This window comes from Mycobacterium branderi (assembly GCF_010728725.1).
GTDB classification, from domain to species: Bacteria; Actinomycetota; Actinomycetes; order Mycobacteriales; family Mycobacteriaceae; genus Mycobacterium; species Mycobacterium branderi.
Genome location: NZ_AP022606.1, coordinates 3,274,601 through 3,297,271, shown reverse-complemented (window position 1 = coordinate 3,297,271; position 22,671 = coordinate 3,274,601). Strand labels below are relative to the sequence as shown.

At 67.5% G+C, this 22,671-nt stretch carries 14 protein-coding genes and 2 pseudogenes; 13 read left to right on the top strand and 3 right to left on the bottom strand.

Annotated features, from left to right (window positions below; all coding sequences use genetic code 11):
• Nucleotides 1-11: 11 nt before the first annotated feature.
• Nucleotides 12-2,351, bottom strand: a complete 2,340-nt coding sequence (locus G6N47_RS16350) for a CaiB/BaiF CoA-transferase family protein (protein WP_083134355.1) — start codon at nt 2,349-2,351, stop codon at nt 12-14.
• Nucleotides 2,352-2,454: 103 nt separating this feature from the next.
• On the opposite strand from G6N47_RS16350, the gene G6N47_RS16345 reads away from it, so the two are divergent.
• Complete coding sequence (locus G6N47_RS16345; protein WP_083134339.1) at nt 2,455-3,270, top strand: FadR/GntR family transcriptional regulator; 816 nt, start codon at nt 2,455-2,457, stop codon at nt 3,268-3,270.
• Nucleotides 3,267-3,980: an SDR family oxidoreductase gene (locus tag G6N47_RS16340; protein WP_083134340.1), complete on the top strand. Its 714-nt coding sequence runs from the start codon at nt 3,267-3,269 to the stop codon at nt 3,978-3,980. The genes G6N47_RS16345 and G6N47_RS16340 overlap by 4 nt, the downstream gene beginning before the upstream one ends.
• Nucleotides 3,981-3,989: 9 nt before the next feature.
• On the opposite strand, the gene G6N47_RS16335 is transcribed toward G6N47_RS16340, so the two are convergent.
• A complete protein-coding gene (locus G6N47_RS16335; RefSeq protein ID WP_083134341.1) occupies nt 3,990-4,811 on the bottom strand; it encodes an LLM class flavin-dependent oxidoreductase in 822 nt (273 codons plus the stop codon).
• A 70-nt stretch (nt 4,812-4,881) separates the two neighbouring features.
• Between G6N47_RS16335 and G6N47_RS16330 the strand changes: the two genes are divergently transcribed.
• The 6 genes and pseudogenes from G6N47_RS16330 (at nt 4,882) to G6N47_RS16310 (ending at nt 10,539) form a co-directional block, all read left to right on the top strand.
• Entirely contained in the window at nt 4,882-5,919 is a 1,038-nt protein-coding gene (locus G6N47_RS16330) for an acyl-CoA dehydrogenase family protein (protein ID WP_083134342.1), read from the top strand.
• Nucleotides 5,916-6,539 (top strand): annotated as a pseudogene (locus tag G6N47_RS30340) (acyl-CoA dehydrogenase family protein); the annotation flags it as partial. The gene G6N47_RS16330 and the pseudogene G6N47_RS30340, both read left to right, overlap by 4 nt.
• 30 nt (nt 6,540-6,569) lie before the next feature.
• On the top strand, nt 6,570-7,007 hold the full coding sequence (locus tag G6N47_RS30335; RefSeq protein ID WP_408633080.1) for an acyl-CoA dehydrogenase family protein: 438 nt from the start codon (nt 6,570-6,572) through the stop codon (nt 7,005-7,007).
• Between the two features lie 3 nt (nt 7,008-7,010).
• Nucleotides 7,011-8,159, top strand: a complete 1,149-nt coding sequence (locus tag G6N47_RS16320) for an acyl-CoA dehydrogenase family protein (RefSeq protein WP_083134344.1) — start codon at nt 7,011-7,013, stop codon at nt 8,157-8,159.
• On the top strand, nt 8,156-9,085 hold the full coding sequence (locus G6N47_RS16315; protein WP_083134345.1) for an acyl-CoA dehydrogenase family protein: 930 nt from the start codon (nt 8,156-8,158) through the stop codon (nt 9,083-9,085). The genes G6N47_RS16320 and G6N47_RS16315 overlap by 4 nt, the downstream gene beginning before the upstream one ends.
• Entirely contained in the window at nt 9,082-10,539 is a 1,458-nt protein-coding gene (locus G6N47_RS16310; RefSeq protein WP_083134346.1) for a class I adenylate-forming enzyme family protein, read from the top strand. The genes G6N47_RS16315 and G6N47_RS16310 overlap by 4 nt, the downstream gene beginning before the upstream one ends.
• 2 nt (nt 10,540-10,541) lie before the next feature.
• Here the strand turns inward: G6N47_RS16310 and G6N47_RS16305 are convergent, their stop codons facing one another.
• Nucleotides 10,542-12,278 (bottom strand): AMP-binding protein, encoded by a 1,737-nt coding sequence (locus tag G6N47_RS16305; RefSeq protein ID WP_083134356.1) that lies wholly within the window; start codon nt 12,276-12,278, stop codon nt 10,542-10,544.
• A 176-nt stretch (nt 12,279-12,454) separates the two neighbouring features.
• Between G6N47_RS16305 and htpG the strand changes: the two genes are divergently transcribed.
• The 5 genes and pseudogenes from htpG to G6N47_RS16280 form a co-directional block, all read left to right on the top strand.
• On the top strand, nt 12,455-14,383 hold the full coding sequence (gene htpG, locus G6N47_RS16300; RefSeq protein WP_083134347.1) for a molecular chaperone HtpG: 1,929 nt from the start codon (nt 12,455-12,457) through the stop codon (nt 14,381-14,383).
• Nucleotides 14,384-14,686: 303 nt separating this feature from the next.
• Nucleotides 14,687-20,959, top strand: coding sequence for a sulfolipid-1 biosynthesis phthioceranic/hydroxyphthioceranic acid synthase (gene pks2 / locus G6N47_RS16295; RefSeq protein ID WP_232080350.1), 6,273 nt, complete (start codon nt 14,687-14,689; stop codon nt 20,957-20,959).
• A gap of 56 nt (nt 20,960-21,015) precedes the next feature.
• Nucleotides 21,016-21,690 carry a methyltransferase family protein gene (locus G6N47_RS16290; RefSeq protein WP_083134349.1) on the top strand — a complete coding sequence of 225 codons (675 nt, stop codon included), beginning with the start codon at nt 21,016-21,018 and terminating at the stop codon, nt 21,688-21,690.
• A 327-nt stretch (nt 21,691-22,017) separates the two neighbouring features.
• Nucleotides 22,018-22,446: a PIN domain-containing protein gene (locus G6N47_RS16285; protein ID WP_179966387.1), complete on the top strand. Its 429-nt coding sequence runs from the start codon at nt 22,018-22,020 to the stop codon at nt 22,444-22,446.
• 29 nt (nt 22,447-22,475) lie between these two features.
• Nucleotides 22,476-22,661, top strand: a pseudogene (locus G6N47_RS16280) (Txe/YoeB family addiction module toxin); the annotation flags it as partial.
• Nucleotides 22,662-22,671 lie beyond the last annotated feature (10 nt).

Here is a 22,671-nt window from a genome sequence, read left to right as displayed (position 1 = left end):
GTTGCGCTCGGTCATACGCCCTTGGGTCTGGTGCCGATCACGTCGGCCGATGCCAGCCGGGTGAGGTCGGCGTCGTTCAACCCGCACAAGCCGCGAAGTACTTCTGCATTGTGCTCACCCAGGGTGGGCGGCGGGCGCAGCAGCCACCGCGAGTGTCCGGTGAGCGGGGCGAACGGCGGACGCGGATACAGCGCCGTGCCGATTCGGGGATGTTCAAGCGACTCGAAGAACCCGCGGTCGTGCAGTTGCGGGTTGTCCGTCACCAGCGACGGCGACACCACCGGCGCAGCGGGAATCCCCACTGCGGCAAGGCTTTCCACCGCAGCGGCCAGCTCTTGGCCTGCGAGCCAGTCGGCCAGCCGGCGATCGATCTCGTCGGCGCAGGCCCGTCGGCCGGCCACGGTATCCAAACGCCCGTCGTCGCACCACGACGGCCCGCCCATCAGCGCGACCAGCGCACGCCACTGCTCGTCGGTGGCCACTGTCACGGCGATCCAATCGTCGTCACCGGCGCAGCGGTAGAGATTCTGGATGGCCGAACCATGTCCGCGGTTACCCCGCCGGCTCAGTGTCACGCCGAAGACCTCGGCTTCCATGGGCTGAATTGCGGTGGCGTTCAACACTGTTTCGATCATCGGCAGCTCGACGAGTTGGCCTTCCCCGGTGCGCCCGGTGTGGTCCAGCGCCGCCAGCACGGCGAACGCGGCGTGAACTCCGGCCAGCGGGTCGCAGGCGCCCCGCGGGGCGACCGGCGGACCGTCCGGCAGCCCGGTCACCCAGGCCAGTCCGGCGATCTGTTCCATGGTCGGCGCGAAACCGACCCGGTCGCGCCACGGGCCTTCCAGCCCGAACGCCGGCATGCGCGCCACCACCAGCCGCGGGTTCACCGCCAGCAGCGCATCCGCGGTAAGCCCGAAGTGCTCCATCACCCGCGGCGAGAAGTTTTCGATCACCACGTCGGCACCGGCAACGAGCGACATGAAGAGACGACGGCCGTCGTCTGATCCCAGGTCCAGGGTCACCGACCGCTTGTTGGTGTTCATGGCGTGAAACACCCAGCCGTACTCCCACCAGTCGTCGACGTCGGTGCGCATGCCGCCCGAATAGCGGATGCCGTCGGGGCGCTGGATGGACTCGACCTTGACGACGTCTGCGCCGAATGCGGCAAGCAGATGCGTGGCGGCCGGGCCGGCCCAGAACGCGGTCAGGTCGACGATCCGAACGCCCTGGAGGGGCAGTCGGTGCTCCGGCTTCTCGATCGCGGATTCCCGTGGCGACCAAGGTCTTTCGCCGTCCGCTTCCCCCAGTTTCGGCGCGCTGCGCAGCGGCGCCGGTTGGCATCGCGACATCAGCCACGGGGTGCGGGGCTGATGAAAGCCGGCCGGATTGCGGATGAACACGCCGCGTTCGGTCATGTAGGCCATGTCGCGGATCGTCGAGCCGTTGCCCAGCGCAGCGATCGGCAGCCGGAACAGCTGGCCGAGTTCGACGATCTCGTCGACGGTGCGTTCGGCCAGCCATGGGCCGATTCGCTCACGGATGAAATCGCGGTATTCCCAACGGCCGATCTGGAACCGCAACTGGGGGATCTCGGTCAGCTCGGGGCATTCGACCATCGCGGCGAAGTCCAGCCACTGCTGGCCGGTGACCATCGTGATCCCGACATAGCCGTCCTTGGCCGGCTCGATCGAGGGCACCTCGACGGTGCGGGATACCGGCGGAACCTGCAACAGCTGGGAGTGCAGCCATTCGCTGCTCTGCATCAGAGTCATCGCCTCGAGCATCGACATGTCGAGATGCTCGCCCGGTCCGCCGCCCTCGACGCGGCGGCGTATCGCCAGCGCGCCGAACGCCGCGAACGCGCCGCCCATGTACTCCCCCAAGTCGCCGCCGATGGCGATCGGCGGACCCGCGGGATCGCCGCGGAAACCGGTCGACCCGGCCCAGGCCTGCAGCGTGAATTCGCTTGCGGCGCGGTCGGTGTAGGGCCCGGTCCAGCCGAAGTCGGAGATCGTCACGACGATCGCCTGCGGGCACCGCGTGAGCAGAGCTTGTGGATCTATCGCCAGCTCGGCGGCCCGCGACCGGTTGGCGGAAACCACCACCACGTCGGCGCCGGCCAACTCGGCGCGGTACCGCTCGGAGTTCGGCGCGCAGGTCAGGCCGCGCTTTCCGGCGTTGAGATAGCCGAACAGCGGTGAATCCGTAGCCGCTGGCGAGCCGCTCGCGGTGAACTGCCGCAACGGATCTCCTTGTGGCGGTTCGATTTTCCGGACGTCCGCGCCGGCGTCGACCAGCAGCTTGCCGCAGTAACTGCCGGCAATGCGGTCGCTGATCTCGACGACGCGCATGTCCTGCAACGGTGTCGGTCCGCCGTTCACCCTGACTATTGTGCCATTACTGCTAAAATAGCCGGATGATCGCCGCTGTGTCCTGCGTCGCTGCCGAGATCGGATGACGGCTTTGGGAATTGGGCCCGAGGCACGACGCCGGCTGTCGGCGCCGCGGATTGCCGAGATCGTCGCCGACGAGTTGCGCCGCCAGATCATCGATGGCGAGTTGGCCGACGGCGACCTGCTGCCGCGGCAGGAAGTGCTCGTCGAGCAGTTCAACGTCAGCCTGGTCTCGTTGCGGGAAGCGTTGCGGATTTTGGAGACTGAGGGTCTTGTGTCGGTGCGACGGGGCAACCGGGGCGGCGCCGTCGTCCATGCACCGGCGAAGACCAGCGCCGCCTACATGCTCGGCCTGCTGCTGCAAAGCGAGTCGGTCGGCGTGGCCGATCTGGGCGCGGCATTGCTGGAACTCGAACCCGCCTGCGCAGCGCTGGCCGCGCAACGGCCTGACCGCGCCGACACGCTGGTGCCCGAGCTCAAGCAGGTCAACGAGGCGATGGCCGAGCATCTCGACGACGGGCCCGAATTCACCGAAATCGGCCGCCGCTTCCACGATCTCGTCGTGCGCGGCTGCGGAAACCGCACCATCATCGCCGTCGTCGGCACGCTGGAAACGCTGTGGAGCAGCCACGAGCAACAGTGGGCCGACGAGAGCGCGGCCCGCGGCACCTACCCGTCGCTGAGCCAGCGCCGCGCCGCGCTCAACACGCATGTCAAGCTCACCGAGATGATCGAAGCCGGCGACGTCGAGCGGGCCCGTCGCATCTCCGCACGGCACCTCGCCGACACCCAAAGCCACGTGCTGGCCGGCCGGACCGATCAACGGATCTATGCGCTGTCACCGCAGGCGTTGTCGCGCCCGCGGCCCGGGCCGTGAGAACCGCCCTCGTCACCGGCGGCAGCGGTGGAATCGGCAAGGCGTGTGCGGCCAAGCTTCACGAACGCGGCTACGACGTGGTGCTCTCGGCACGGCGCGAAGCGCCGCTGCGGGCCGCGGCCGAGCAGATCGGCGCGCGCTACCTGGTGGCCGACGCGTCGGATCCGGTCGGGTTCGAGCGGGCGATAAGCCCGCTGGAGACCATCGATCTCGTCGTGCACGCCGCCGGGATGCTGGGCGGCACCTACGCGCGCAAGCAGACCTTCGAGCAGTGGCAGGCGATCATCTCGGCCAACTTGGACTCGTGCTTCGTGGTGACCGCGGCGGTGCTGCCGCGGATGCGCGCCGGTTCGCGGCTGGTGTTCATCTCCTCGTCGGCGGCGCACGAGCCGATGATGGCCCGCACCGCCTACTCGGCGTCCAAGGCCGGGATGAACGCGTTCGCCCGCGCGCTAGCTCTGGAGGTCGACCGGGACGGTATCGCCGTGCACATCGTGACGCCAGGCCCGGTGGAAACCGAGATGCTGCAAGATGTTCCGTTCGAGATGTATGCGATCCAGGTCTCCGACGTTGCCGAGGCGGTCGCGTGGCTGGACACCGTAGACCCGTCGGTGGATCTGCCCGAGATCCGGCTCAACGCCGTGCGCCGCGGCCCGTTCGCCCGCGACCCGGTGGTGCCTACCGAGGCGCGGCGACGTCAACGAGGGTGAGCAGACGCGCTACCTGGTGATCACCGTTTCGCCGAATTCGCGCAGCGATTCGGGGGCGGCGAAGTCGGCGAACCACACGTAGAACCGTTCGACCCCCTGAGCGGCCAGGCCCGCGAAGTGTTCAACGAGCTGACCGGCGTCACCGCAGACAAGGCCGTTGCCCAGGTAGCCGAATCGCCGGGTGCTCACCTCGCGGACCGCGTCCGGGTCGGCGCCGCGGCGGACGAAACCCACCATCTGTTGCACCGACACCCGCGCCGAGCCGGCGGACGGGATCAACTTCGGCAGCCGATCGAGGTGATTGGCGGGCATATTCCACCAATCGGCGTGTCGACGAACGAGTTCCATCGTGCGGCGCCCGGTTCCGCCGAGGAGCAGCGGTATCCGATGCGCCGGCTGGGGCTGCTGAGTGTCCCAATACTGCGTGAGCAGATCGAGATGACGCCCGAGTTGTTCCACCCGAGCGCCCGGATCCTGCTGGCCGACATCGAATTTGGCGAACTCGGCGGGCCACGAGCCGGAGCCCAGGCCCAGCTCGAATCGGCCGTCGGATGCCGCCGACAGTGTGACCGCTTGCTTGGCCAGCACCGCGGGATGGCGAAATGCGTCGCAGAGCACCAGGTGGCCGATCCGCAACCGCTCGGTCTTGGCGGCCACCCAGGTGGCGATACCCATTGCCTCCCAGATGCTTTCGTCGGGCAGGCCGGGGGCCTCGAGATGGTCGATGAACGCGATCCCGTCGAACCCGCTGGCCTCGGCGTGGCGCGCGCGCACCACGATGTCGGCGATCGGCAACCGCACCTGCGGCAGGAACAGATACCACTCGGTCATGGCTGACCACCATACGTAGCGGCCCGCTGCTGGTGCCTAGTATTGCTATCTTTGCTATGTTAGGCCTGTTATGGAAGTGGGTCTGAGTTCCGGGCAGCTGGCGCTGCGCGACAGCGTGCGCGACGTGCTGCGCGCCGAGTGTCCACCGGGCGTCGCGCGGCAGGCGATGATCGATCCGGAGTGCTGGCGCACTGTGTGGAAGACGGTCGTCGACCTCGGCTGGACCGAACTCGCGGCCCCCGACTCCGACTTCGGCCGCCTCGACTTGGTCGTGGTGCTGGAAGAGTGCGGTGCGGCCATTGCGCCGATCCCGCTGCTGGCATGCGTCGGCCTCGCCGGGGGCGTGCTGCGTGCTGCCGGTCTCGACGACGTGCTGCGCGACATCAGCGGCGGCGTCGTCGCCACCCTGGCCGTACATCCGCCCGGGCATCGGCTGCCCGGTGTGCCGATGACGCTGCGCGATGGACGCCTGCGCGGCCGTGCGGTCGCCGTGCCGTGGGCTTCCAGCGCAGAGCTGCTCGTCACGTTGGCCGACACGACTGACGGCGTGGTGGCCGCGGTGGCGCGCATCGGTGACGGCGTCGCCGTCACGCCGGGCGAGTGCACCGATCCCGCCCAGCCCGTCGCAGACGTGGACATCGACACCACACCACTGGCCGTCGCGGTGGTGGACGTCGAAACCGCTTTAGCTACACCGCTTCTCGCTGCGGCCGCCGACCTGGTCGGCGTGGCCAGCGCCGCGTTGTCTCGTTCCGTCGAGCACGCGAAATCCCGGCAGCAGTTCGGCAAGCCGATCGGCGCGTTCCAGGGTGTCAAGCACGCGCTGGCCGACAACTACGTCGCCCTGGAGCGAGCCCGAAGCCTCACCTATGCGGCCGCCGCCCGCCCCGACTCCTGGACCGCCGCCGCGCTGGCCAAAGCAGCCGCCGGCGACGCGGCGGTCGGCTGCTGTCGCAACGCGGTCCAGGTGCACGGCGCACTCGCGCAGACCTGGGAGCACGACATCCATTTGTATCTGCGGCACGCCTGGCAGGGTGCCGCCGCGCTGGGCGACAGCCGCGCGCTCTACCACCAGGTGGGCCGCCGATTCGCAGGAGGCGCCGCATGAGTGACGTGGTCGCCGAGTTCGGCGCGTGGTTGACGGATTTCCTGCCCGACGACTACTACACCGGGTATCGCGAATACCGCTGGGACCTGGGGCTGCGCCGCGACTATCAGCGGGCATGTTTTGAGGCCGGCTGGCTGCAGCCGACCTGGCCGCGCGAACACGGCGGCCGCTCGCTGGGCCTTCGCGACGCCATGGAGATCCGGCTCGAGGCCGCCATGCGCTCGGCGCCCAAACTGCCCAACATCGCCGGCCCCAACGTCGCGGCCCCGGCCATTCGCCAGTTCGGGACGCCCGAGCAGATCGAGCGGTTGCTGGTTCCGCTGCTGCGCGGTGACGAGTGGTGGGCGCTGGGAATGTCGGAGCCGGAAGCCGGTTCGGACTTCGCCGGATTGCGCACCCGCGCCGAGCGTGACGGTGACGTGTTCCGGGTCAACGGCCACAAGATCTGGACCACCCAGGCACACCTGTCGCGGTGGTGCACGCTGTATGCCCGCACCGACCCGCAAGCCCCCAAGCATCGCGGGATCTCGTGTCTGATCCTCGACCTGCAGTCACCCGGCGTTCGGATCGAGCCCATCCGGATGGCGTCGGTGTCCGACGAGACGTTCTGCGAGGTATTCCTCGACGACGTCGAGGTTCCGGTCGCCAACCTGCTGGGCCCGTGCAACGGCGGGTGGGATGTCGCGCTGGCGTCGCTGCATCACGAGCGCCAGATGATCTGGATCATGAACTGGGTGGAGATCCAGCGCGGCCTCCAGTTCACGCTCGCGCAGAAAGCGCCCGACTTGGTTGAGCTCGGGTCGCTGCTCGCCGACGCCGAGGCCTTGCGCGCCACCGGCTACCGTGCGCTGCACAACGAGCTGGAAAACCGGCCCAGCCCGGAAGCCGACATCCTCAAGCTGCTCGGATCGGTTACCCTGCAACGTGTTTGGGAATTGAGCGCGGCGGCCGCCGGTCCCGCCTCGAGCACCGACCCCGACCTGCTCTTCGAACGCCAGGACGCGCTGGCGGCGACGATCTACGGCGGCACCTCCGAAATCCAGCGCAACATCATCGCCGAGCGGCTGCTCGGACTGCCGAAGGGATGACGAATGGATTACGACCTCGGCCCCGACGCTGTCTCACTGCGACAACGCCTGCGGGACTTGATCGCTACGCACATCCCCGAAGGCTTTCTGGGTGCCTGCACCGACGACCCGCGCGATCTGGCGACCACCGAGTCGTTCTGCAAGCTGCTGGCCTCCGACGGGTTGCTGGCCCTGGCCTGGCCGAAAGAGCATGGCGGCGGCGGTGGTTCGATCTGGCAGCAGACCGTGCTGCGCGAGGAAATGTGGGCCCACCACGAGCCGCGCGGCGCGCAGTACATGGGCATCAACTGGGTCGGGCCCGCCCTCATGCGTTACGGGACGCCGGAGCAAAAGCAACGCCATCTCTCGGCGATCGCCGCCGGCGAAGTGATCTGGTGCCAAGGCTTTTCCGAACCCGAGGCCGGAACTGACCTGGCGTCGCTGCGTACCCGCGCGGTGCCCGACGGCGACGGCTGGCGGGTCACCGGGCAAAAGGTGTGGACGTCGTACGCGCAGATGGCGTCGTGGTGCGTGCTGGCGGCATGCACCGACCCCGACGCGCCGAAACCGAAGCGGCTCACCCTTTTCCTGGTGCCGATGGACCGGCCCGGGATCACTGTGCGACCAATCCGCTCCATGCTCGGGCCCCACCACCTCAACGAAGTCTTCCTCGACGACGTCCGCGTATCCCCCGAGGACGTGCTGGGCGAGGTCGGCGACGGCTGGCGGGTGATGCGCGAGGCGCTCGCGTTCGAGCGGGTGGGCATCGCGCGGTATGCCAGGTGCGAATCGCTGCTCATGCGCATGCAGACCGAACTCGGCGACGACTGGGACCGGCTGCCCGAATCCATCCGCGCGCGCTGGGTCAAAGCGTTGATCGACCTGCGGGTTGCCCGGCTGCTGGCCTATCGGGCGGTGTCGCTGCAGGACGATCCCGCGGCCGGTCCAGCCGCCAGCGCCGCCCGCATCGCCACCACCACCTGCGACCAGCAGGTTGCCGAGCTGTTGTTCGACGTGCTGGGGCCGACGGCTTTGGACAGCGGCACCACAGCGCCGCTGCACGGCGCCGCCGAGGACCATTGGCGCTATGCCCAGGCGGCCACCGTCGCGTCGGGCACCATCGAAGTGCAGCGCATGCTCGTCGCACGCGAGGTACTGGGAGAACATCGATGAATACTGCTCTGCCGGAAGACATTCAAGAGTTTGCCGCCGTCGCGGCCAAGCGGCTGACAAGGTTCGGCGGGCCGCAGGCGGCGTTGCGCGCCGAGACCGACGACGACGTCCGCCGCCACGCGCGAAAAGCACTGGCCGACGTCGGCGCATTCGACCTCGACGTCCGCTCCGGACCCGACGACCTGCTGGCCGCCGCGGTGTTGTGCCGGGCGGCCGGCGCCGCCGCGCTGCCCTACCCGCTGGTCGAGGAGCTGCTGGCCGTCGACGGCGCCCGGCTGGCGCTGGTCAACCCCGAGGCGCCGCGGATCGACCACGGCGATCTGCCCGGCGAGTGGCTCGCTGCGGACCTGGACGGAACCCGCTACCGGCCGCAGCCGTCGTCGCGCACCAACGCCAAGCTCGGCCCGTTTCTGGTGCCGGCCACACTCGGCGAGCCCGACGGCACCGTGCCGACCGCCGACGTCGACCTGCACCTGGTGCTCGGGTCGTGGCGGATCCTCGGCGCCGTGGAGCGGCTGCTGGAGATCACCTGCGAGCACGTCCGCAGCCGTATCCAGTTCGGCAAGCCGCTGGCCGACTTCCAGGCCGTCCGGTTCGCGGTCGCGGACGCGTCGGTCGCCGCGCGGGGACTCGAGGAGCTCGCCAAATACACGATCTGGCGGGTCAATTCGGTGCCGGCACAGGTACGCTCGGCGGATGCAACGATGCTACGGCTCAAGGCCGCCGACACCGCACGCCACTTGCTGCGCACATCGCACCAACTGCTCGGCGCGCTGGGGTTCTGCGATGAGTCCGACGTCAGCGTGCTCGACCGGCACACCCAGCCGCTCATCCGGTTGCCAGTGAGCACCGAAGTGCTTGCGCTGCGGCTGATCCCCGACGTGCGCAGCGGCGACCTGGAAACGCTGTTTACAGTGCCAGCATGAGCCAGGAAGAAGGAGTGCCGTTCGGGCTGCGGCTCCAGCAGCTCGCGCAGGAACTCGGCGAGGCGCCGGCCGTGACCACGCTGGCGTCCGACGGCGCCGCGCGCACGTTGAGCTTCGCCGAGCTCGATACTCGGGCCAACCAGTGGGGTCGCGCGCTGGCAGACGCCGGTGCCGATGCCGGTTCGCTTGTCGCGCTGGCCATTCCGAATTCCCAGGAACTGGTCCTGGCCGCACTGGGCTGTTGGAAGCTCGGCGCAGTCCCCGTCCCGATGCGCTGGGATCTGCCCGACTGGGAACGCTCCCGCGTGCTCGGCGTGATCGACGCGGCCGTCGTTGTCGACGAACAAAGCCGGGAGAAGTTGGCGTCCAAAGCCAAAGACCAATCCGACGAGCCGCTGCCCGCCGTCGTTTCCCCCACCGTCAACGGCATCTGCAGCAGCGGGTCGACCGGCCTGCCCAAAGTGATCCTGAACCTGGCGCCGGCGCTGTGGACGCCGCTGCTGTCCACACCGTTTCTGGCGGCCTGGACTTCGGTGGACCTGCCGCAGACCATCCTGGTGCCCGGGCCGATGTACCACACCAACGGCTTCGCCCCGCTGAACAACCTGTTGGGCGGCGACCGGCTGGTGGTCTTGGAAAAGTTCGACGCCGCAATGGTTGTCGACGCGATCGAACGCTATCGGATCACCAACTTCACCGCCACACCGACGATGCTGAGCCGCATCGCCGCGCTGCCCGGCATAAAAACCCGCGACCTGTCCAGCGTGGTGTGGATCCTGGCGGGCGCCGCGGTGATGCCGCACGCGCTGATGCATACCTGGTTTCACCTGCTGTCCCCCGAACAGATCGTGATGGCCTACGGGATGACCGAGAACCTCGGGCTCACCGCGCTGCGCGGCGACGAGTGGCTGGCCCACCCCGGCAGTGTCGGTCGCGGCTTCCGGGACACCGAGATCCGGATCCTCGACCCGCAGGGCAATACGCTGCCGCCCGGCGAGCTCGGCGAGATCTACCTCCGGGCGCCGATGAGCGCCGGCTACCGCTACCTGGGCGGGGCGCCGCCGCTGCCGTCGACACCCGACGGGTTCCGGTCCGCCGGCGACATCGGCCACCTTGACGCCGACGGCTACCTCTACGTCGCCGACCGCCGCGCCGACATGATCATCACCGGCGGCGCCAATGTCTTTCCGGCAGAAGTGGAATGCGCACTCGCCGAACATGACCAGATCGCCGACGTCGTCGTGATCGGGCTCTCCGATCCGCAGTGGGGCCGACGGGTGCACGCCGTCGTGCAAGCCACCGCGCCGCTGTCCGAGCAGCAGGTGATCGACTTCGCGAAAACCCGGCTCGCCGCCTACAAGGTGCCCAAGACGGTCGAGTTCGTCGACCAGATACCCCGCACCGCGGCCACCAAAATCAACCGCTCGGCGATGATCGAAGCCCGAGGCGGGTGATTCTAGGCGTCCACCCGGGCGAACTGACCCTGCCGATACTGCTCAACACAACTCGCCCGCCGGACCTTGCCGCTGGTGGTGATCGGTATCGAACCGGGCGGCACCAGAACCAGATCCGCGACGGCCAGACCGTGGACATTGGAGATCGCCGAGGTGACTTCACCCTTGACGGCAGCAAGCTTGGCCGCCGCTTCCTCCTCCGAGTCGCCCCGCTTCTTGGTCTCGATGATCACCACCAGCTTTTCGGTGTGCTCGTCCGGAACCGCGATCGCCGCGCAGCGGCCCCCGCTGATCTCCTGGACAGTCGCTTCGATGTCGTCGGGAGAGTGGTTACGCCCGTAGACGATCAGAAGGTCCTTGATGCGGCCGATGATGAACAGCTCGTCGTCGAAAAGGAATCCCGAGTCGCCGGTCCGCAGCCAGGGCGCCTCGGGCGTGCCCTCCGAGGGAGCGACAAGCCTTGCACCGAACGTGCTTTCGGTCTCCTGCGGTTTCTGCCAGTAGCCCATCGCCACGTTGGCGCCGTGCACCCAGATTTCACCGACCGTTCCCGCCGGACACTCGACACGGGTGTCGGGATCGACGATGCGAACCATCGGCGCATCCGGCACCCCGTAGCTGACCAGCGGTGTGCCGCCCCCACTTTCGCATCGCTCCGCCTTTCCGGCGGTCAGCTTCTCGGATTCGAACCGCACAATGGTCGCCGGCTCGGTAGCCGTGGGCGTCGCCACGTACACCGTTGCCTCCGCGAGCCCGTACGACGGCCGGATCACCTCGTCCCGCAGGTTGAACTTGGCGAACCGTTGAGTGAACCGCCGCAGCGTCGCCGGGTGTACCCGTTCACTGCCGGTGGCGATGACGAGCACGTCGGAGAGATCGAACCCGGCCATGTCCTCGTCCGACGTCTTGCGCGCCGCCAGCTCGAACGCGAAGTTCGGCGCGGCCGAATACGCGCGAGAGTTGCTTGCCATCAACTGCATCCACCGGGCCGGCCGCTGCAAAAAGGCCACCGGGCTCATCAGCACAGCGGGCTTCCCGGTCATGATCGGCGCGCAAATTCCCAGGTACAAGCCCATGTCGTGATAGAAGGGCAGCCAGGACACAATCGTGGTGTCCGCTGGGGGCACTCCTCCGTATTGCGGAAAGTAGGCGGCCATAATCTGTTCGAAATTGGCCAGGATGTTGCGGTGCGACATCACGACGCCCGCCGGCGTACGGGTCGACCCGGACGTGTATTGCAAATACGCTGTGCCCGGGTGGTTTTCGAGGCCGGGGCCGGACGAGCCGCGGGCGTCCAGGTCCAGCGAGTCGACTTCGACAATCGACGCAGCGCATTCGCCGGACTCCGACTCGACGTACTGGGTCACGGTGCCTGCGATTGCGGACGTCGTGAGAATCACCGACGGCGACGCGTCGCGCAGCACCGAACTCACCCGCTCGTCGCTGACGCCGCCCAGTGGAACCGACAGTGGAACCGCGATCTGTCCCGCCTCTAACGCGCCGAGAAACGCGACGATGTACTCGAGACCCTGCGGTGCAACGACGAGTGCGCGGTCACCCGTCGACCCGCGAGATTCGAGTTCCCGCGCAAGATTGCGGGTCCGCCGGTACAGCTGCGCCCACGTCAGGCTCTGCTCAACCCCGGACCAATCCTGCTCGTAGTCGATATAGGTCACTGCCGTGTCATCGGCCTGCAGACCGGCGCGCTCGCGCAGCAAGTCCAAAATGGTGTCCACCACGGCCGTCACGTTACCGCGACCGTTGCCGCCGTACGGTCGAAAAGTTCATCTAAGTTGACGACCATTCGGCGCAGACGCAGACGGCTCTCCAGGTCAGGCGCCCAGTGCCGCGACGTCCCCGGTATTATTTTTGCGGTATCCGGTAGCGGAAGATTGTGTTGTAGAACGGAAGTCAGATGACTGCACACGTGGAGCAGTTGGAGTTTCAGGCCGAAGCACGCCAGCTGCTGGATCTGCTGGTCCACTCGGTGTACTCCAACAAGGACTCGTTTCTGCGGGAGTTGATCTCCAACGCCTCAGACGCGCTGGACAAGCTGCGGCTAGAAGCGCTGCGCAACAAGGACCTCGATGTCGACACGTCCGATCTTCACATCGAGATCGAGACCGACAAGCCAGCGCGCACCCTGACCGTGCGCGACAACGGCATTGGTATGACGCGCGACGAGGTGGTGGACCTGATCGGCACCCTGGCCAAATCCGGCACCGCCGAGCTGCGCCAGAAGCTGCGTGAGGCGAAAAACGCCGCCGCCTCCGAGGAGCTGATCGGCCAGTTCGGAATCGGCTTCTACTCGACATTCATGGTTGCCGACAAGGTCGAGCTGCTCACCCGCAAGGCCGGCGAAAGCGCGGCCACCCGGTGGGTGTCGAGCGGTGACGGCACCTACAGCATCGAATCCGTCGAGGACGCCCCGCAGGGGACGTCGGTGACGCTGCACCTCAAGCCCGAGGACGCCGAGGATGGCCTGCACGACTACACCTCGGAATGGAAGATCAAGGAGCTGGTCAAGAAGTACTCCGACTTCATCGCCTGGCCCATCCGGATGGAGGTGGAGAAGCGCACCCCCGCCACCGAAGAGGGCGGTGAAGAGCAGGTCACGATCGAGACCCAGACGCTCAACTCGATGAAGGCGCTGTGGGCGAAGTCCAAGGACGAGGTCTCCGAGGAGGAGTACAAGGAGTTCTACAAGCACATCGCGCATGCCTGGGATGACCCGCTGGAGGTCATCGCGATGAAGGCCGAGGGCACCTTCGAATACCAGGCGCTGTTGTTCATCCCCACCCACGCCCCGTTCGACCTGTTCAACCGCGACGCCAAGGTCGGGGTGCAGCTGTACGTCAAGCGGGTCTTCGTGATGGGCGACTGCGACCAGCTGCTGCCGCACTATCTGCGCTTCGTCAAGGGCGTCGTCGACGCACAGGACTTGTCGCTCAACGTTTCCCGCGAAATCCTGCAGCAGGACCGGCAGATCGCCGCGATTCGTCGCCGGCTCACCAAGAAGGTCCTCTCTGCAGTCCAGGACATCCAGTCCCAGCGGCCCGACGACTACCGCACGCTGTGGACCCAGTTCGGCCGGGTGCTCAAAGAGGGCCTGATGTCCGACTACGACAACCAGGACACGGTGCTGCGCATCTCGTCGTTCGCCTCCACCCACAGCGACGAGCAACCGACCACCCTGACCGAGTACGTCGAGCGCATGAAGGACGGTCAGGAGCAAATCTTCTACGCCACCGGCACGTCGCGTGACCAACTTCTGAAGTCGCCGCACCTGGAGGCGTTCAAGGCCAAGGGCTACGAGGTGCTGCTGCTCACCGACCCCGTCGACGAGCTGTGGGTCGGGTCGGTGACCGAATTCGACGGCAAACCGCTGCAATCGGTGGCCAAGGGCGAGGTCGACCTCGACTCCGAGGACGAAAAGAGCGAGGCCGAGCGCGAAGAGCAGGAAAAGGAGTTCGCCGGCCTGCTGGCCTGGCTGACCGAGACCCTCAGTGATCACGTCAAACAGGTGCGGCTGTCCACCCGGCTGACCGAGTCGCCGGCCTGCCTGATCACCGACGCCTTCGGCATCACCCCGGCGCTCGCCCGCCTCTACCGGGCCTCCGGGCAAGTGGTACCGGCCAGCAAACGCATTCTGGAACTCAATCCCCACCATCCGCTGGTCACCGGTCTGCAGCAAGCCCACAAGGAGCGCGGCGGGGAGGATCCCTCACTGGCCCAGACCGCCGAATTGCTCTACGGCGCCGCCCTTCTCGCCGAAGGCGACATACCCGAGGACCCGGCAAAGTTCGCCGCACTACTCGCCGACCGCCTGACTCGCACCGTCTAGGGCATGACCTGGAATTCGGCCTACCTGAGCAAACATCACGGCTGGATAACGGTTCGGTCGAACACCCACATCTTCGGCAGGTGCGTAATAGCGTCGCGACTGCCGTCGCTGACGTGTATGAAAGCCCGTGACGCGGGTAACGACATCAGTTGACACATGACGTTTGGCACCCCGGGGGGTCGAGGAACGCCACGGCCTGAGCCATGCGGCGGACCAAGCCACCCAGTCGTTGCAGGAGGCGGAATGGTTTCGTACGGAGCGATCGATGACGGTGCACGCGAAGCGGCGGACTCTTCCCCCACGATGAGCACCACGACGGTCACTCCGGTTGCCATCATCGGCATGGCGTGCCGGCTTCCCGGCGGCATCGACTCCCCCGAGCTGTTGTGGGAGGCATTGCTGCGCGGCGACGACCTGGTCACCGAGGTTCCCCCGGACCGCTGGGACGTCGACGAACACTACGACCCCGAGCCAGGGGTACCGGGCCGCTCGGTCTCGAAATGGGGCGCGTTCCTCGACGACGTTGCCGGCTTCGACGCCGACTTCTTCGGGATCAGCGAGGCGGAGGCCACCGCGATCGACCCGCAGCACCGGTTGCTGCTGGAAACATCGTGGGAGGCAGTCGAGCACGCAGGGCTCAACCCGGCAAAGCTGGCCGGCTCCCGCACCGGCGTGTACGTGGCGTTGGGGCATAACGACTACCAGCTGCTGGCCGCCGACGCCCACGCACTGGAGGGTCCCTACGGGTTCCTGGGCAACGGCTACTGCATGGCCTCCGGGCGAATCTCCTATGCCCTGGGATTGCACGGTCCCGCACTGACGGTGGACACAGCCTGCTCGGCCGGCCTGGTCACCGTGCACATGGCGTGCCGCAGCCTGCACGACGGCGAATGCGACCTTGCCCTGGCGGGCGGTTCGGCGGTGGCGCTGGATCCGCGAAAGTTCTCCGCGGGGTCGGCCGGCGGCATGCTGTCGCCGACCGGGCGCTGCCACGCGTTCGACGTCACCGCCGACGGGTTTGTGCCGGGCGAGGGCACTGCCGTGGTGGTGCTCAAGCGGCTGCCGGATGCGCTGCGCGACGGCGACCGGATCTTGGCGGTGGTGCGCGGCACGGCCCTGAACAACGACGGCCGCACGGCGACCATCACTGCGCCGTCGCGCGCGGCCCAAGCCGCGGCCTATCGGGCCGCGTTGGCTGTCGCGAACGTGAATGCGGGCAGCGTGGCCATGGTGGAGACCCACGGCACCGGCACCCCCACCGGTGACCCGGTTGAATTCGCCAGCCTGGCTGAGGTTTACGGCATCGACGGACCCTGCGCGCTGGGCGCGGCGAAGACCAACTTCGGCCACAACCAGTCCACGGCCGGGACGCTGGGGTTGATCAAGACCGTCCTCGCCCTGCAGCACGGCGTTATTCCACGCAATCTGCACTTCACTCAGCTGCCCGACGAGCTCACTCAAATAGACACCAACCTTTTTGTGCCGCAGGAGAATACGCCGTGGCCACGCAACGGCGGGGTGCCCCGGCGGGCGGCTGTGTCGGCGTATGGATTCTCGGGCACCAACGCCCATGCCATCGTGGAGCAACCCCCCGAGCCGCGCGAAACCGCAGCGCAAAACGGGCACGCCCAAGGTGCAACCGAACCGCTGTTGTTCCCGCTGTCGTCCACCTCGGCCGACGAACTACGCCGCACCGCAGGCCGGCTGGCCGATTGGCTGCAAGCCCACCAAGACATCGCGTTGCCGGACCTGGCCTACACATTGGCACGCCGGCGCGCGCATCGCCCGGTGCGCACCACCGTCATTGCGAGCAGCCGCACCGAACTCACCCAGGCGTTGCGCGAGGTCGCCGACGGCGACACGCCGTATCAGCCCGCGGTCGGACAAGACAACCGCGGAGCGGTGTGGGTGTTTTCCGGGCAGGGTTCGCAGTGGGCGGGCATGGGCACGCAGCTGCTGGCCGACGAACCGGTGTTTGCCGCCACCGTCGCGGAGGCCGAGCCGGTGATTGCCCGCGAGTCGGGATTTTCGGTGACCGAAGCGATCTCGGCGCCGCAGGTGGTGACCAACCAAGAGCGGATCCAGCCGACGCTGTTCACCATGCAGGTCGCGCTGGCCGCGACGCTGAGGGCCTACGGGGTGCGTCCGGGCGCGGTCATCGGGCACTCGCTCGGCGAGGCCGCGGCCGCGGTGGCCGCGGGCGCGCTGTCGTTGGAAGACGGGCTCAAGGTGATCTGCCGCCGCTCGCAGCTGATGTCCCGCGTCGCCGGCACCGGAGCCACTGCAACGGTGGAACTGCCTGCCCAGCAAGTACTTTCGGAGCTCACGGCCCGCGGCATCAACGACGTCGTGGTGGCGATCGTGGCCTCGCCGCAGTCGACGGTGATCGCCGGTGCCGCACAGACGGTTCGCGACCTGGTCGCGGCCTGGGAGCAGCGTGATGTGATGGCCCGCGAGGTCCCCACCGACGTCGCCTTCCACTCGCCGCAAGTCGACCCGATCCTCGATGATCTGACCCAGGCACTGGCAGACCTCAACCCCATGACCCCGGAAGTTCCGTTCTACTCCGCGACCCTGTTCGACCCGCGAGAAGAACCGGTCTGCGATGCCCGCTACTGGGCCAGCAACATGCGCCGCATGGTGCGGTTCTCGGCGGCTGTACAGGCCGCTTTGGAGGACGGCTACCGGGTCTTCGCCGAGGTGGCGCCGCACCCCCTGCTGACCCACGCTCTCCAGCAGACCGCCCAAAGCCTCGACATGCCGCTGGCCGCGCTCGCCGGTATGCGCCGCGAGCAGACGCTGCCGCACGGCCTGCGCAGCTTCGTGGCCGACCTGCACAGTGCTGGTGCCGCAGTGGACTTTTCGGTGCTGTATCCCGGTGGGCGCCTGGTGGACGCGCCGCTGCCGACCTGGACGCACCGTCCGCTGATGTGGAGCCGCGACGGTCAGGAAACCCAAATACACGGCGGCTGCACTGTTTCCGTGCATCCGCTACTGGGTCCGCACGTGCGCCTGCACGAGGAGCCGGAGCGCCACGTGTGGCAAGGCGAGGTCGGTACCGGCGCCCAGCCATGGCTGGGCGATCACCGGATCCGCGATATCGCGGTAATGCCGGGCGCCGCGTACTGCGAGATGGCGCTGGCGGCCGCGCGCGAGGTGCTGGGCGAGGCCGCAGAGGTCCGCGACATCCGCTTCGAGGCGGCGCTGCGGCTGGACGAGCAGACCACGGTCGGCGCCTCGGCGTCGGTTTCGTCGCCGGGCGTGCTCGACTTCACCGTGGAGACGAACCCCGGCGGTCAACAGGTGCGACACGCCACCGCGGCCCTGCATGCCGTTGACGACGAGCAGCCGCCCGCGCGGGATATCCCGGCGCTGCTTGCCGCGCACCCTGGTCGCGAAGACGGCGCCGACGTGCGCGCGCGTCTGGACCAGCGTGGTGTTCAGTTCGGTCCCGCGTTCGCCGCTCTGGGCGTCGTGCACACCGGCGACGAGGGGGCCGACACCGTGCTCGCGGAAGTCGCGCTGCCGCGTCAAATCCGTTCGCAGCAAGACGCATACGGCGTGCACCCGGCACTGCTGGACACCTGCTTCCAGTGCATCGAGTCGCACCCGGGGGTCAAGGCTCTGAGCGAAGAAGTGCTGGGATTGCCGCAAGGTGCCCGGCGGATACGCGTCTACGGTCCGGTTCGCAATGCCCGCTACTGCTACACCCGCGTGAACAAAGCCGATTCGACCGGCGTCGAGGCCGACTTCGAACTGCTCGACGAAAACGGCGCAGTCCTTCTCACCCTGCAGGGGGCGCGATGGGGTGCCCGGGTCTCGGGAAGCGCCCAGAAAGAACGGACTTTGAACGAGCGGCTGCTGAGCCTGGAATGGCGGCTCCGCGAGTTGCCCGAGGCCGACCAGGACCATGCCAGCAGCTGGCTGCTGATCAGCACCACTGCCACCGCCGACGTGGTGGCCACCAGGTTGACCGATGCCCTGAAAAACCTTGGTGCGCAATGCACCACGATGTGCTGGCCGCCGCATGCCGACCATGAATCCAACCGCAAACAGCTGGAAAACCAGTTGAGTCCCGGTGGCTTCACCGGCGTGGTGATCCTGACGGGACCGAAAAACGGTGACGCCTTGGACCACTCCCCGCAGCTGGGCCGCGAGTATGTACAGCATCTGGTGCGGATCGCCCGCGAACTGCCGGAGGCTCCCGGCGAGTCGCCGCGGGTCTACCTGGTGACCCGCAACGCGCAAGTGGTGCTGGCCGGCGACCAGCCCAACCTGGAGCAGGCCGGGCTGCGCGGTTTGATGCGGGTGATCGGCACCGAGCATCCGCACTTGCGCGCCAGCCAGATCGACGTGGACGACGCCGTCGACGCCGAGCAGTTGGCACGCCAACTGCTGGTCGACTCCGACGAGGACGAAACCGCCTGGCGCAACGGCGCGTGGTACACGGCGCGGTTGTCCGCGGCTCCGCTGCTGCCCGAGGACCGCAAAACCACCGTCGCCAACCACGAAAGCGACGCAATGCATTTGCAGATCCGCACGCCCGGCGATCTGGAATCGATGGAACTCGTTGCGCGCGACCGGGTTCCGCCTGGCCCCGGGAAGATCGAGGTCGCGGTCAACTGCTCGAGCATCAACTTCGCCGACGTGCTGGTGGCGTTCGGCCGCTACCCCGCCATCGAGGGGCATTTGCCGCAGCTGGGCACCGACTTCGCCGGGGTGGTGACGGCGGTCGGGCCGGACGTGACCGACCACAAGGTGGGCGACCATGTCGGGGGTCTGTCCCCCGACGGCTGCTGGGGCACCTTCGTCACCTGCGACGCGCGCCTGGCCGTACCGCTGCCCGCCCGGCTATCCGACGCCCAGGCGGCGGCGGTGACCACCGCGCACGCCACCGCCTGGTACGGCCTGCACGATCTGGCCCGCATCAACGGCGGCGACAAAGTGTTGATCCACTCCGCAACGGGCGGGGTGGGCCAGGCGGCCATCGCGATCGCGCGCGCCGCCGGTGCCGAGATCTTCGCCACCGCGGGCAGCCAGCAGCGCCGGCAATTGTTGCGCGACATGGGGATTGAGCATGTTTACGACTCGCGGAGCCTGGAGTTCGCCGACGGCATTCGCCGCGATACCGGGGGTTACGGCGTGGATATCGTGCTCAACTCGGTCACCGGCGCCGCGCAACGCGCGGGCCTGGAACTGCTGGCCTACGGGGGCCGGTTCATCGAGATCGGCAAGCGCGACATCTACGGCGACACCCGGCTGGGGCTTTTCCCGTTCCGGCGCAACCTCGCGTTCTACGGCGTCGACCTGGCGCTGATGACCGTCACCCACCCGGACCGGCTGCGCGAAGTGCTGGAGAAGGTGTACCGGCTCACCGCCGACGGCACGTTGCCGATGCCACAGAGCACGCACTACCCGCTGGCCGAGGCGCCCATGGCTATTCGGGTGATGAGCGCCGCCGAACACACCGGGAAACTGGTGCTCGACATCGCGCACACCGGGCACAGCCGGGTGGTGGTGCCGCCAGCGCAAGTGCCGGTGTTCCGCGGCGACGGCGCCTACATCGTCACCGGCGGGCTCGGCGGCCTGGGCTTGTTCCTGGCCGAGAAGATGGCCGCGTCCGGCTGCGGACGCATCGTGTTGTCGTCGCGCTCGCAGCCCACACCCGAGGCGGCGCACACCATCGAGCGCATCCGCGCACTCGGTGCCGATGTGGTGGTGGAGAACGGCGACATCGCGCAGGCCGAGACGGCGCAGCGGTTGGTCGCGGCCGCGACCGCTACCGGGCTGCCGGTGCGCGGTGTGCTGCATCTGGCGGCGGTGATCGAGGACGCCACCCTGACCAACATCACCGACGAACTCGTCGAACGTGACTGGGCGCCAAAGGTTTACGGCGCGTGGAACTTGCACACCGCCACCGCCCAGCAGCCGCTGGACTGGTTCTGCTCGTTCTCCTCGGCGGCCGCGCTGGTGGGCTCGCCGGGGCAGGGCGCCTACGCCGCGGCCAACAGCTGGCTGGACGCCTTCACCCGCTGGCGCCGGGCTCAGGGCCTGCCGGCGACCGCGATCGCCTGGGGTGCCTGGGCCGAGATCGGGCGCGCCACCGACCTGGCGGAGGGCGGTGCCGGCATGGCCATCGCTCCCGAGGAGGGCGCCTACGCGCTGGAGGCGCTGCTGCGCCACGACCGCGCGTACAGCGGCTACGCGCCCGTCACCGGCGCACCATGGTTGGCCGCGTTCGCCGAACGCAGCCCGTTCGCCGAAGCGTTCCGTTCGACGGGTCAAAACGCCGCGGGCACAAGCAAATTCCTCGCCGAACTCGACGAGCTACCCCCAGACGAATGGCCCACCCGACTGCGGCGCATGATCTCCGATCAGGTCAGCCTGATCCTGCGCCGCAGCATCGACCCAGACCGTCCGCTACCCGAGTACGGCCTGGACTCGCTGGGCGCTCTCGAACTGCGTACCCGCATCGAATCGGAAACCGGCATACGCATCAACCCCGCCGACCTCACCTCCATCGGCACCATTCGCGGCCTGGCAGAACTGTTGCGCGAAAAGCTCGCGCCGGCGTAAGCGAGCTGACCTGCTAGCGTGCCGTCAATGATGGCGAGCGGCGGGAAGGATAATGCGTGAGCGCTACCTCTAAGACGTTGCTATTCGCGCTTCTTCGGCTGGTCGGGTTGAGCTTGCTGTTGTTTTTGCTTGCCGGCACGCTCAGCTACTGGCAGGCGTGGGTGTTCGTCGTGGTGTTCGTCGGCTCGACATCGGCGTTCAGTATTTACTTGCTGCGCGCGAAACCCGAGACGCTGCAACGCCGAATGCGTGGTGGGCCAAGGGCGGAGACCCGGATGGCTCAACGGCTTAGCATGGGCGTTGCCTGGTTGTCGCTGGCGGCGATGTTCATAGTCAGCCCGCTTGACCACCGCTTCGGGTGGTCCGCAGTACCGATGGCGATCTGTTTGGCCGGAGATCTTTTGGTGGCGGTCGGACTCGGTGTGACGATGCTGGTGATCATTCAGAACAGCTACGCGTCCGCAACAGTCCGCGTCGAGTCGGGCCAGCAGGTGGTGTCCACTGGTCTGTATGGGTTGGTGCGGCATCCCATGTACACCGCCAACGTGATCATGATGATCGGTATCCCCCTTGCGCTTGGTTCCTACTGGGGTCTCCTCTTCGTCATCCCCGGCGTTGTGGCGCTTGCCTTGCGTATCCGCGACGAAGAAAAGCTGCTCCACGAGGAGTTGGACGGTTACCGCGAGTACACGCAGAAGGTTCGCTACCGCCTCGTGCCGTGCATGTGGTGACAGCTGACCCGATCTCGACCACGCTCGTTCGGTGTCGCACTGGTGTTACACTCGTACTGTGCCTACAAAACGTCGCCGTCATGCGATCACCGAGACACCGCCTGTAGAGGCGGCCCTGGACGAACTTCGTCGTGAGTTGGGCACGGATCGCGTCGAACTCAGCGAGCTTGTCGTCCTTGGCGCCGCTGTAAAGCTCGCATCGATCCGCTCCGAGCGCGATAGCGACGCAAAGCTTCGGCGACGACTGGCTGACCGAGTACGGTCGCGCAGCCTTCCGGTCGACGTCGATGCCGCAAAGATGGCACGTCGCACCGGATGGGCCCGCGGTTGAGCGTCGAGTTGCTGCTGGACAATTCAGCTTTCGTCCGCCTCGCATCGCCAGCGCTGGCGGAGCGCCGGGCACAGGAGATCGCCGACGCGCTCGAGCAGCGCCTGATCGGCGTCTGCCTGCCGTTCCTGCTCGAAGCCGGGTACTCGGCGCGCAACGCGACCGATCACGGTGAACTGCTGAACGAGTTGATGGCACTGCCGATGCTGCACATCGACACCGAGGTCGAGCGGCGTGCGATCGACGCACAGCGCCAACTCGCCCGGGCTGGGCACCATCGCCTGCCGCCCGTCGATCTCATCATCGCCGCGCTCGCGGATCGGCACAGTGTTGGTGTGCTGCACTACGACCACGACTACGACACCCTCGCAGAAAAGACCGATCTTCGCTTCCCAAGTGTCTGGCTGGCCAGGCGCGGAAGCCTTTGAGGGCCCCGAATTCGAGGCACACAGTGCTGTCCCGTCGGATTACCCGACTCATCGGAGAAATACAGCGCGACCCATTCAAGGGGATTGGAAAGCCAGAACCATTTAAGGGCGAACTCTCCGGGTACTGGTCCCGGCGGATCGACGACGAGCATCGGCTCGTGTACCGAGCAGACGAAGACGAAGTCAAGGTCCTCAAAGCCCGATACCACTATTGACGAGCGCCTC